At 55.7% G+C, this 12,143-nt stretch carries 12 protein-coding genes; 11 read left to right on the top strand and 1 reads right to left on the bottom strand.

The window, feature by feature from the left end; all coding sequences use genetic code 11:
- Positions 1–171: 171 nt before the first annotated feature.
- The 7 genes from hemE to ACT3XD_RS15045 all read left to right on the top strand — a co-directional run bounded on the left by hemE (position 172) and on the right by ACT3XD_RS15045 (position 7,764).
- Positions 172–1,284: a uroporphyrinogen decarboxylase gene (hemE, locus tag ACT3XD_RS15075; protein WP_192538816.1), complete on the top strand. Its 1,113-nt coding sequence runs from the start codon at positions 172–174 to the stop codon at positions 1,282–1,284.
- Entirely contained in the window at positions 1,284–2,144 is an 861-nt protein-coding gene (gene speE / locus ACT3XD_RS15070; protein ID WP_192538815.1) for a polyamine aminopropyltransferase, read from the top strand. Before hemE ends, speE begins: the two co-directional genes overlap by 1 nt.
- Positions 2,145–2,219: 75 nt before the next feature.
- Entirely contained in the window at positions 2,220–3,236 is a 1,017-nt protein-coding gene (locus ACT3XD_RS15065) for an amino acid ABC transporter substrate-binding protein (protein WP_192538814.1), read from the top strand.
- Between the two features lie 214 nt (positions 3,237–3,450).
- Complete coding sequence (locus ACT3XD_RS15060; RefSeq protein ID WP_192538832.1) at positions 3,451–4,476, top strand: amino acid ABC transporter substrate-binding protein; 1,026 nt, start codon at positions 3,451–3,453, stop codon at positions 4,474–4,476.
- Positions 4,477–4,598: 122 nt separating this feature from the next.
- Positions 4,599–5,789, top strand: a complete 1,191-nt coding sequence (locus ACT3XD_RS15055; protein WP_192538813.1) for an amino acid ABC transporter permease — start codon at positions 4,599–4,601, stop codon at positions 5,787–5,789.
- A gap of 20 nt (positions 5,790–5,809) precedes the next feature.
- Positions 5,810–6,910, top strand: coding sequence for an amino acid ABC transporter permease (locus tag ACT3XD_RS15050; RefSeq protein ID WP_192538812.1), 1,101 nt, complete (start codon positions 5,810–5,812; stop codon positions 6,908–6,910).
- 125 nt (positions 6,911–7,035) lie between these two features.
- On the top strand, positions 7,036–7,764 hold the full coding sequence (locus ACT3XD_RS15045) for an amino acid ABC transporter ATP-binding protein (RefSeq protein WP_040460265.1): 729 nt from the start codon (positions 7,036–7,038) through the stop codon (positions 7,762–7,764).
- 15 nt (positions 7,765–7,779) lie between these two features.
- On the opposite strand, the gene ACT3XD_RS15040 is transcribed toward ACT3XD_RS15045, so the two are convergent.
- A complete protein-coding gene (locus ACT3XD_RS15040; RefSeq protein WP_192538811.1) occupies positions 7,780–8,376 on the bottom strand; it encodes a histidine phosphatase family protein in 597 nt (198 codons plus the stop codon).
- A gap of 230 nt (positions 8,377–8,606) precedes the next feature.
- Between ACT3XD_RS15040 and phnD the strand changes: the two genes are divergently transcribed.
- From phnD to phnE (ACT3XD_RS15020), 4 genes are read left to right on the top strand one after another with little or no spacing between them, the layout of a single operon-like run.
- Positions 8,607–9,599 (top strand): phosphate/phosphite/phosphonate ABC transporter substrate-binding protein, encoded by a 993-nt coding sequence (phnD, locus tag ACT3XD_RS15035; RefSeq protein ID WP_192538810.1) that lies wholly within the window; start codon positions 8,607–8,609, stop codon positions 9,597–9,599.
- A gap of 57 nt (positions 9,600–9,656) precedes the next feature.
- The gene (gene phnC, locus ACT3XD_RS15030) at positions 9,657–10,454 is read left to right on the top strand and encodes a phosphonate ABC transporter ATP-binding protein (RefSeq protein ID WP_192538809.1); all 798 of its coding nucleotides are present in this window, start codon (positions 9,657–9,659) and stop codon (positions 10,452–10,454) included.
- Positions 10,441–11,253, top strand: a complete 813-nt coding sequence (gene phnE / locus ACT3XD_RS15025; RefSeq protein WP_192538808.1) for a phosphonate ABC transporter, permease protein PhnE — start codon at positions 10,441–10,443, stop codon at positions 11,251–11,253. Before phnC ends, phnE (ACT3XD_RS15025) begins: the two co-directional genes overlap by 14 nt.
- The gene (phnE, locus tag ACT3XD_RS15020) at positions 11,247–12,056 is read left to right on the top strand and encodes a phosphonate ABC transporter, permease protein PhnE (RefSeq protein ID WP_192538807.1); all 810 of its coding nucleotides are present in this window, start codon (positions 11,247–11,249) and stop codon (positions 12,054–12,056) included. The genes phnE (ACT3XD_RS15025) and phnE (ACT3XD_RS15020) overlap by 7 nt, the downstream gene beginning before the upstream one ends.
- Positions 12,057–12,143: the final 87 nt, after the last annotated feature.

Below are 12,143 nucleotides of genomic sequence, written 5' to 3'. Positions count from 1 at the left end.
CGGGTAGTTTATCAGGAAGTCGCCTTTAGCTCACGGGTCGCATAGGGTGTGAGCCACGAGAAAAATTGTCGGGTTGCGACGATTTTTGCCATGCACATCACTGCCTGGCACCTATCTTAAAGTACAATTGCTCGCCTACAATGCGGGCAAATTTCCTAAGGGCTAGTATTTATGACCCCCACACCTCTGCAAAACGACCGTTTCCTGCGCGCGCTGGCGCGTCAACCTGTCGACCGCACGCCGGTGTGGATGATGCGCCAAGCCGGCCGCTATCTACCGGAATACCGCGCCAGCCGTGCAGATGCGGGCAGCTTTATGGACCTGTGCCGCAACCATGACCTGGCCTGCGAAGTCACTCTGCAGCCGTTGGAGCGCTATCCGCTAGACGCTGCGATTCTGTTTTCAGATATCCTGACGATTCCTGACGCCATGGGCCTGGGACTCTATTTTGAAACCGGCGAAGGCCCCAAATTTCGCAAGACCGTGCGCACCCCGGAAGAAGTCGCCGCACTCAGCGTACCGGACGCCGAGCGCGACCTGGACTACGTCATGCGTGCGGTATCCACCATCCGCCGCGAGCTGAACGGGCGTATGCCGCTGATCGGCTTCTCGGGAAGCCCCTGGACCCTGGCGACTTATATGGTGGAAGGTGGCTCAAGCAAGGACTTCCGCCACCTGAAAACCATGCTCTACGACACGCCAGACACCATGCACCAGCTGCTGGATACCCTGGCCCAGTCGGTAACCGACTACCTGAATGCCCAGATTCGCGCAGGCGCCCAGGCGGTGCAGATTTTCGATACCTGGGGCGGCGCGCTGTCTACCCCGGCGTACTTGGAGTTCTCGCTGCGCTACATGGAGCAGATCGTTTCCGGGCTGATTCGCGAGCACGACGGACGCCGCGTGCCGGTGATCCTGTTCACCAAGAACGGCGGCCAGTGGCTTGAGCATATCGCTTGTGCCGGTGCTGACGCACTCGGTATCGACTGGTCAACCGAGCTTTCAAACGCCCGCGCCCGCGTTGGCCATAAGGTCGCGCTACAAGGCAATCTGGACCCTAACGTACTGTTTGCCCGCCCGTCGGCGATTCGTGCCGAAGTCGCCCGCGTGCTGGAAAGTTACGGCCATGGCCCGGGCCACGTGTTCAACCTGGGCCACGGCATCAGCCAGTTTACCAATCCGGATAATGTCACCGCCTTTATGGAGGCACTGCACGAGCTAAGCCCGCAGTATCACCAAGGCATTCCCACCCACTCCAACACCCCTTCCTCAGGAGCCAATTGATGAGCGAATTACGCGACGACCAGTGGTTTACCGAAGTGTTTGATAGCCACGGCAGCGCCTTCTCGCTGAAGATCTCTGAAAAGCTATTGGATGTGCAGAGTGAGTACCAGCACCTGGAAGTGTACGCCACCGAAACCTACGGCAACTTGATGGTGCTGGATGGCTGCGTGATGCTCACCGACCGCGACAACTTCCTGTATCACGAAATGATCGCCCACCCGGCACTGTTTACTCATCCAGCACCCAAGCGCGTGGTGATTATCGGCGGCGGTGACTGCGGCACACTGAAAGAAGTGCTGCGTCATCCAGACGTTGAGAAAGTCACCCAGATCGATATCGATGAGGAAGTCACCAAGGCCGCGGAGCGTTTCTTCCCCGCGCTGGTTGAAGCCAACGACGACCCGCGTGCCGAGCTGCTGTTCGCTGATGGCGTCAAATGGGTGGATGACGCTGCCGATGAAAGCATTGACGTGCTGATTATCGACTCCACCGACCCGGTTGGCCCCGCCGAAGGCTTGTTCAAGACCGACTTCCTGAAGCGCTGTCATCGCATCCTGAAAGCCGATGGCGTGATGGTTCAGCAGAGCGAATCGCCGCTTTATCACAGCGGCTCGATCATTCGCGAGCTGCGCCATGATATGCGCGAAGCGGGCTTTTCAAGCGTTGCCACGCTGCCCTTCCCTCAGCCGGTTTACCCGTCTGGCTGGTGGAGCGTGACGCTGGCCGGTAAAGGCACCAACGTGGAAACCTTCCGCGAAGAGGCTGCCGCTAGCCACGAAATGCCGCTACAGTACTACACAGTGGATGCCCACCGTGGCGCCCTGGCGCTGCCGCCGTTTATGCGCAAAGCATTCGCGTAACGCACGCGCCAGCAAGCGATAAAGGCCGGGCTGCTCTGCCCGGCTTTTTTGTGTCTCAACGTTAAGGAAACAACAATGAAAACCGTACGTTGGTTAAGTATTAGCGCCTGTGCTCTGGTTCCCGTATTCGCCCTGGCGAATACCCTTACGCTTGAAAAAGTGCAATCCCGCGACAGCGTGCGCTGTGGCGTTAATGCCGCGCAGCCCGGCTTCTCCTCTCTGGATGATGGCGATCAGTATCGCGGCCTGGACACTGACGTTTGCCGTGCGGTTGCCGCCGCTGCCCTGGGGGACGCCAGTAAGGTAGATTTTGTACCACTGGACTCGGTCGAGCGGTTTACCGCGCTACAGTCTGGCGAGGTGGATTTGCTGTCTCGCACCACCACCTGGTCGTCAAGCCGCGATACGACGCTGGGCCTGCAGTTTACTGGGGTAACCTACTACGATGGTCAGGCCTTTATGGTCGCAAGCGACCTAGGCGTGCAAAGTGCCGAGGATCTCGACGGGGCGGCGGTATGCACCCAGTCGGGCACGACCAGCGAGCTGAACCTTTCCGACTACTTCCGTATTAATGACATGAGTTACGACGCGGTGGTCTTTGACTCCCCTGAGCAATCCATTGCGGGTTTCGAAGCGGGCCGATGCGATGTTTTAAGCTCTGACGCTTCTCAGCTTTACGCCCAGCGTATGCAGCTGGCCGACCCGAATATGGCCGTCGTACTGCCCGAGATCATTTCCAAAGAGCCACTTGGCCCTGCCGTACGCCAAGGCGATGACCAGTGGTTCAATATTGTGAAGTGGTCGCTGTTTGCCATGCTCAATGCTGAAGAGTACGGCGTGACCAGCGAAAACGTCGATGAACAGCGCAGTACCAATAACCCGGATATCGCGCGCTTGCTTGGTCAAGACGGTAACTATGGCGAAGGCATGGGCTTGAATGAAGACTGGGCCTACCAAATCATCAAGCAAGTAGGCAACTATGCGGAAATTTATGAGCGTAACGTGGGGGCGGATTCCAACTTCAAGATCGCCCGCGGCTTGAACGCGCTGTGGAAAGATGGCGGTATCCAGTACGCGCCGCCCATTCGTTAATCACTTTTAGCAGTCAATCGGCGGTTACTGCACCAAGTCAGAGCGTGCAGTAACCGTTTCTAATTTTTTGCACCTAAACTTTCGTCGGAACCGGGATGTTTTGCGTTGAAAAGCGCTGAATTTGGCGATATCCCATGTTGGCATCTTCCTTGCTAGTTTTATATGTCATGCCTCTGCATGCATAACAAGACTAAACATAATGGGAAACTCTATGATGCTAACTAAAAAACACTTAGTACTGCTGGCCTCGGCAGGCGTGGTTACGCTAGCAGGCACCTCAACGGCGAATGCAGCCACTTTGGAAGATACCATCGAGCGTGGTGCGGTTCAGTGCGGCGTTAGTGACGGTTTGCCAGGCTTCTCCGCACCCGACGGCGATGGCAACTGGCAAGGGCTGGATGTCGATGTGTGCCGTGCCGTGGCTGCTGCTGTTCTGGGCGATGCCGACGCGGTGAATTACATTTCGCTTAATGCGGTAGAACGCTTTACGGCTCTTCAGTCAGGCGAAGTGGATCTGCTTTCGCGCAACACCACCTGGACCACTACCCGCGATACCACGCTGGGCCTGAACTTTGCTGGCGTCAACTTCTACGACGGTATCGGCTTTATGGTCAGCCGCGACTTAGAAATTAGCGGCGCTGATGAGCTGGACGGCGCGGCGATCTGTATCCAAACCGGCACTACGACCGAGCTAAACGTGGCCGATTATTTCCGCGCCAACGATATGCAGTTCGACCCCATTGTGTTTGATACCTCAGAACAGACCGTGGGCGGCTTCCAGGCCGGTCGCTGTGACGTATTGACCTCCGATACCTCTCAGCTGGCAGCCCTGCGCATTCAGCTAGACGATCCGGATGGTGCCGTCATTCTACCCGATATCATTTCCAAGGAGCCGCTGGGCCCGGTGGTTCGCCAGGGCGATGACACCTGGTTCAACATCGTGAAATGGTCGCTGTTTGCCATGCTGAACGCTGAAGAGTACGGCGTGACCAGCGAAAACGTTGACGATATGACCAGCTCCGAAAATCCCGATATCGCGCGCCTATTGGGCCAGGACGGCAACTACGGTGAAGGCATGGGCTTAGAAGCTGACTGGGCTTACAACATTATCAGCCAGGTGGGTAACTACGCCGAGAGTTTTGATCGCAATGTCGGCATGGACTCTCCGCTTGAAATCGAACGGGGTGCTAACGCCCTTTGGAACCAAGGTGGCTTCCAGTACGCACCGCCGATTCGCTAAGCGTCTCGCTTGACCCGGCCCGTCGCCCTTATCAGGTACGCATTCAGTACGTGCTTTAAGTTCCTGTTTTAAGGGGCAGGCGGGCCATTTGATTGACCTTCCGTATCGCGGAGACGCCACCCATGTCGGTAAGACCCAATACTCGCCCCGCTGGCCAAAAGCCGCCGTTCTGGCGAGACCGCGCTAAGCGTGCACTGATTTTCCAACTTCTTTTAACGGCGGCGGTCGCCGTCTTCCTGCTATATATCGTGGGTAATGTTCAGGACAACTTATCCTCCCGGGGGATCACCACCGGCTTTGGCTTTTTAAATAACACCGCAGGCTTTGGGATCGTCCAAAGTCTGATCGACTACTCCTCTCAGGACACCTATGGCCGAACCTTCTTGGTCGGGTTGCTCAATACATTATTGGTGGGCGGGTTCGGGGTATTAGCGGCCACCACGATTGGCTTTATCGTGGGGATTGCTCGCCTTTCACCTAACTGGCTACTGGCACGCCTTGCCACCGCCTATATCGAAACCTTTCGTAATATTCCGCTGCTGCTGCAAATTTTCTTTTGGTACTTTGCCGTACTGCGGGCTCTACCAAGCGCCCGGGAGAGTTTGTCTTTTGGCGAAGTTCTATTTCTTAACGTGCGGGGCCTTTATTTGCCCGAGCCGCTTTTTGAGTCGGGCTTCGGGTTAATTCCGGCAACGTTTTTGGTAGCGATTGTGGCCAGCGTTATTTTAGTGATCTGGAATAGGCGTCGTCACGAGGCCACGGGCAAGCGCCTGCCGGCTATCTGGATCTCACTGGCGCTCATTTTTGGTTTACCGCTGCTGGTCTTGCTCGGAACAGGTGTGCCGGTGACCTGGGATATACCTGAGCTGCGCGGGTTTAACTTCCGGGGCGGCTTTACGATCATCCCCGAGTTTTTAGCCTTGTGGCTGGCGCTGTCGATCTATACCGCCGCGTTTATTGCCGAAATTGTCCGCTCGGGTATCCAGGCGATTTCTCATGGGCAAACCGAAGCGGCGCAGGCGCTAAGCCTGCCGCGTAACCTTGTGCTGCGTCTGGTGGTCATTCCTCAAGCGCTGCGGGTCATTATCCCCCCGCTGACCAGCCAGTACTTGAACCTGATCAAGAACTCGTCACTGGCTACCGCGATCGGCTACCCCGACCTCGTTTCAGTGTTTGCGGGCACTACGCTCAACCAAACAGGCCAAGCCATTGAGGTCATTGCCATGACCATGGCGGTGTATCTGACCATCAGTCTGTTGGTTTCCATGTTTATGAACTGGTTCAACGCCCGCGTGGCGCTGGTCGAGCGCTAAGTGACGGTGAGGATTTCTGCATGATTCATAATCAAACCATGATCAATCAGCGGCCAGCGCCTACCAACACCATTGGTCCGCTTGCCTGGCTTCGCGCCAACTTATTCAGCGGCCCTATTAACACGCTGTTTACCCTGATTGGCCTTTACGTGCTGTATCTACTGCTGGTGCCGACCATTCAGTGGGCATTTATCAACGCTGACTGGACTGGCACCACACGGGAAGACTGCTCGCGCGAAGGTGCCTGCTGGGTATTTGTGAAGGCGCGCTTTAGCCAGTTCATGTATGGCCTCTACCCACGCGATGAGGTTTGGCGGGCCAATATCGTCTTTGCGGGCTTCTTTGCGCTTATTGCATGGCTTGCCATACCGCGCATGCCGTTTAAACGCTGGGTGGCGGTGCTTGCGTTAGTGGGCTTCCCGGTCGCAGCTTACGTGCTGCTGCACGGCGGTTATTTTGATTTGCCACGTGTACCGACCCACCGCTGGGGCGGCTTAATGCTAACGCTGCTGCTGGCTTCTGTGGGCATGATTGGGGCACTGCCCATCGGCATTGTGCTGGCCCTGGGGCGGCGTTCCAACATGCCGATCGTGAAAAGCTTTTGCGTCATTTTTATTGAGTTCTGGCGCGGCGTGCCACTGATTACCGTGTTGTTTATGGCCTCGGTCATGCTGCCGCTCTTTCTGCCTTCGGATATCACTGTCGACCGCCTGGTGCGCGCTCTGATCGGTCTGACGCTGTTTCAAAGTGCGTATATGGCCGAGGTGATCCGCGGCGGCCTGCAGGCGATTCCCAAAGGTCAGGAAGAGGCGGCTGCCGCGCTAGGGATGACGTACTGGAAACGCATGGGGCTTATCGTGATGCCGCAGGCGCTGAAGATGATGATTCCAGGCATCGTCAATACGTTTATCTCGCTATTTAAAGACACCACGCTGGTCATGATTATCGGGCTGTTTGATCTATTGGGGATCGTGCAGGCTGCGCTTTCCGACTCGAACTGGCTGGGCTTTTCCATTGAAGGCTATGTATTTGCAGCGTTCGTTTTCTGGATTTTCTGCTTCAGCATGTCGCGCTATAGCCAGTATCTGGAACGCAAGCTCAATACCGGCCATAAGCGCTAACGCCGCTTTCCTTAAAGATTTTGAGTAGGATTTCACACATGACACAAGCAGCCACTAATAGCTCTGATACAAGCACTCATGACACAAGTACGGATACAAGTACGGACACAAGTACTTCTGATCTGATGGTTGAAATGCGCGGCGTTAACAAGTGGTACGGCGACTTTCACGTACTCCGCGATATTGATTTCGAAGTAAAACGCGGTGAGCGTATCGTTATCTGCGGCCCGTCTGGTTCGGGTAAATCGACGCTGATTCGCTGCATCAATCACCTTGAAGAGCATCAGCAAGGCGAAATAGTGGTCGGCGGCGTGCCGCTTACCCAGGATGTAAAACGTATCGAGCAGATTCGCCGCAGCGTCGGCATGGTGTTTCAGCACTTCAATCTTTTCCCCCATTTAAGCGTGCTTGAGAACTGCTGTATCGCGCCGATGTGGGTACAGAAAAAGCCCCGCAAGGAAGCCGAGGCCCAGGCGATGCGCTATCTGGAACGGGTAAAGATTGCAGAACAGGCCAGGAAATACCCCGGCCAGCTTTCCGGCGGCCAGCAGCAGCGCGTAGCCATCGCCCGTTCGCTGTGCATGCACCCGGATATCATGCTGTTCGATGAGCCCACCTCCGCTCTTGACCCGGAAATGATCAAGGAAGTGCTGGACGTAATGGTGGAGCTTGCCAATGAAGGCATGACCATGCTCTGCGTCACCCATGAAATGGGCTTTGCCAAAACCGTCGCCGACCGGGTGATCTTTATGGACCAAGGGCAGATTATTGAAGAAAACGCACCGGAACCGTTCTTCAATAACCCACAGTCGGAGCGTACTCAGCTGTTCTTAAGCCAGATACTGGGTCACTAAAGCGTTGCCGTGCGCTTAACGTGCGCCTACCGCGGTAATACTGGCCGGTAATAAGGCAAGCTGCTCACGATGTTGGCTGAGCGGCTTGCCCGCCAATGCGGTAAGCAGGATTTGCAGCGGGTCACCGTGGCTTACCAGCAAAATTGTTTCATCATGGGTTTGCGCTTCCCAGTGCTCAATCACGGCCATCATTCGCGCCGCCACTGAGCTAACCGCTTCCACCTGGCGGTGGCAATGCTCAGCGTCATGGGCATCCAGCGCCCATACGTCCGGATAATGAATATCCCCCTCGCCTTCGAATTCACCAAAATAGCGTTCACGCAAACGCTCATCCCTGCTCATCTCAAGCTTAAAGGCACTCGCAACACGCGCAGCCGTTTGGGTGGTGCGCAGAAAATCGGAATGAATCACACGGTCAGGCGTTGGCCATGCCCACTTGGCCACCACCTGCGCGAGCTGCTGTTCGCCCATTTCTGAAAGCCCAAAGGCGTCAATACCGCGCTCCGGACTGCTAATAATCAACTTTTGCTGATTCGCCTGGCTATGACCATGGCGCATTAATAAGTAGCGGTTGCGCCAATGGTCGGAGGAGGCAAGAAAAGTGTTTGACATAACTTTGTCACAAACCCTAGATTGAAAGAGTTGATTTTCGAAAACCAATATTTAGGCGGCTAAATGTGCACTTTCGAAAAGCGAGTGTCTCCATGAAGGTGACATAGCGCAGAGAAAAGAACACTTAAGCGCTTATTAGCTACCTTTAATACAACCATTAATAATGCACCAACAAATAGCACGATCATAAACAGCAAGACCATAAAAATAACTTACTAATGAGGTTTTCCATGGCTACGTCGCTTTTTTGCAAGCGCCCGCTTGCGTTACTGACTGCTTCAGCGTTACTCCCCCTCGCACTGCTTTCCTCACACGCTTATGCCGAATGTGAGCGCGGTGATCTTGATGCCCTTTACTGTGATGAAAATGGCGATATGGTTGCTGATCGTCCAGCCGATGAGTCGGAATGGGTCAATCCAGATACACTAATTTTTGCTTACACCCCGGTTGAAGACCCGGCGATTTACTCGGATATCTGGCAACCCTTTATCGACCACCTTTCAGAAGTGACCGGTCGCGACGTACGCTTCTTCGCGGTCCAATCCAACGCGGCCCAGGTAGAGGCCATGCGCAGCGGACGCCTGCATATTGCTGGTTTCTCGACGGGCCCCACGCCGTTTGCGGTGAACCTGGCAGGCGCGGTTCCGTTTGCGCTGATGGGCTCTGATGATGGCCAGTTTGGCTACACGCTGCAGCTATTCACCCATGCCGATTCCGATATCCAGGAACTTTCAGACCTTAAAGGCAAGCGCGTTGCCCATACCTCACCCACTTCCAACTCGGGTAACCTGGCGCCTCGCGCGCTGCTGCCGGAGCTCGGCATAACGCCTGAGGAAGATTACGAGGTGGTCTACTCCGGTAGCCACGACCAATCCATGCTGGGCGTTGTGGCACGCGATTACGATGCCGCCCCGGTTGCCTCGGAAGTCGTGGACCGCATGGCCGCGCGAGGGCTTTACGATACCGACGACGTTCGCCTGATTTATGAATCAGACCGCTTCCCCACGACGTCCTACAACTATGCGTACAACCTGCATCCTGATCTGGTTGAAAAAATCGAAGAAGCGTTCTTCAGCTTTGATTTCGTAGGTACAGAGCTTGGCGAAGAGTTTGAAGGCGTTGAGAAGTTTATCCCCATTAACTACAAGGATAACTGGCAGGTTATTCGCACCATCCAGGCCGCCAATGGCGTGAGCTATACGCCTGAAAATCTGGAAGAGTAACACGCACCGCGCCACGGCTGCGTGGCGCGGTTATTCCTAGCAGATGGAAGCGAAAACATGCTGGAAATTAAAAATCTGGTCAAACGTTATGGCCGCGATAAGGCCGTGCTGGAAGGGCTGGATCTGAAGGTAGAGGGCAATAGCGTCGTGTCGATTGTGGGCGCCTCAGGTGCCGGCAAAAGCACCATGCTGCGGTGTATCAATCGCCTGGTAGAACCTACCTCCGGCTCAATCACCTTAAACGGCACCGAACTCGTTAACCTTAAAGGCGCCGACTTGCGCCGCGCCCGCCGCAAAATCGGCATGGTCTTTCAGGGCTTCAACCTGCTCGACCGCCTGACCGTTATGGAAAACGTGCTGGCCGGGCGGCTGGGCTACGTAAACCTCTATCAGGCGATTACCCGCCGCTATCCCCAGGCGGATATTGAGCGTGCGTTCATGTTGATGGAGCGCGTAGGCATTGCCCAGTACGCCAACAAGCGCGCGGATGAGCTATCCGGTGGCGAACGCCAGCGAGTGGGTGTGGTGCGTGCGTTAATGCAGGAACCTGAAGTGTTGTTGGCCGATGAGCCCACCGCGTCGCTCGACCCGCGCACCTCTGAACAGATCATGATGCTGCTGCAGAGCCTGGCAAGCGAGCTGTCGCTGCCGGTACTGATCAATATTCACAACGTCGCCCAGGCCAAAACCTACACCGAGCGTATCGTGGGCCTGCGTCACGGCAAGATGATCTTTGATGGTGTGCCAGCCGATTTCAATAAAGATGCCCTGGACGCCATTTATGGCGGCATCGAAGCACCTGACGAGGCCGTAAGCGACGCCCCTGCCGAGGAGCGCGCCCATGACCCGGCCTGACACTCATGCCACGGTGCCGCGTACTTGGAAAAAGCCGCCGTTTATTGCTAACCCGCTAATTCGTTATGGCATTCTCATTTTAGCGGTCATCTACCTGGTGTGGGCGTTTGGCTCACTGCCGTTTAACTGGGCGCGCATTTCAGAAGGCCTGCCCCGCGCGGCGCGTATTTTCAGCGGCGGGTTTCCGCCCAATCTTGAGCGCTACGAGCTGCTGCTAACGGGCTTTAAAGAAAGCTTTCAGATTGCCATTCTGGCCACCCTGCTGGGCGTTTTTCTGTCGATTCCGTTTGCCGTGATGGCTGCGCGCAATGTCGCCCCCATGCCCATTTATCTGGTGGGTCGCGCGGTGATCATTATCTCGCGCAGCTTTCACCCGGTCATTGTGGCTATCTTGTTTGTGGCAGCCGTCGGCTTTGGCCCGCTGGCAGGCATTTTAACGCTCACCCTCTACTCGATTGGCTTTGTAGGCAAACTGCTCGCCGAAGAGATTGAGGAGATTGACTGGGGGCAGGTAGAGGCGATGCGCGCCACGGGCGCCGGCTACTTGGCAACACTCTTTTATGCCGTATTCCCGCAGATTTTACCGCGCCAGGTAGGGCTTTCCATGTACCAGTTGGACAGTAACCTGCGCGCCTCTGCCGTGGTGGGTATTGTCGGGGCCGGCGGGATTGGCAGCACCTTGATGAACGCCTTTGGGCGCTACGATTACGATTTCGCCTTTGCGATCTTGCTGGTCATCATTGCGGTTATTTTGCTCAGTGAAGGCATCAGCGGCTGGGTAAGGAAAAAAATATGGTAGATCACGCACAAAAGCTCGCCGATCATGTCTGGCAACGTTTTGATCGCAAGGAGCGCCTCATTCGCTACGCCGTACTGCTCGTAACCCTGATGGTAGTGGTATGGGCGGTGCGCGATATCGATATTTTCTGGCCCTGGGTGTGGGATGCGCCCAACCAAATCTCAAACCTTGGCGGCCGGATGTGGCCACCCAGCGCGGCCGGGCTTGGCAATATATTGAACGCGCTGATTGAAACGGTTCACATTGCCACGTTAGCCACCTTTCTGACCATTTTCCTGGCGCTGCCTGTGGCCTATATCGCCGCGCAAAACACCACGCCCAACCGCGCCTGCCTGTGGCTTGGCCGGTTTATTCTGGTCTCTAGCCGCTCGGTGAATACGATTATCTGGGCGCTGCTGTTCGTGGCTATTTTCGGGCCCGGCGTACTGGCGGGCATACTCGCCATCGTGTTTCGCTCGATTGGGTTTATCGGCAAGCTAATGGGCGAAGCCATTGAGGAGATTGATAAGCGGCCAGTTGAGGCCATGGAAGCCACGGGCGCCTCCAAGGCCAAGGTCATCGTCTATGCGATCATGCCTCAGGTCATGCCCGCGTTTTTCGCCATTGTGATTTTACGTTGGGATATCAACATTCGTGAATCTACGGTGCTGGGCCTGGTGGGCGCGGGTGGTATCGGGGTGATTCTGCAAGGCGCGATTGATACCTTTGCCTGGCCGACCGTGGCGACCATCCTGATTGCGATCATTGTGCTGGTGCTGATCGGTGAAGCAATCACCAGCCTGCTGCGGCGTAAAGTGCTCTAGGTACAGTACTCTAGGAGCGTACTCTATATGCTCTACGGGTTGACCGAATGCCAAACGCTTGCCATGGTTAACAGACGCTTAACGACA

This window comes from Halomonas sp. AOP7-B1-5, from assembly GCF_052353045.1.
Taxonomy (GTDB): domain Bacteria; phylum Pseudomonadota; class Gammaproteobacteria; order Pseudomonadales; family Halomonadaceae; genus Vreelandella; species Vreelandella colorata.
Note: the sequence above shows the minus strand (reverse complement) of the source record. Positions and strands in the feature narration are given on the sequence as shown.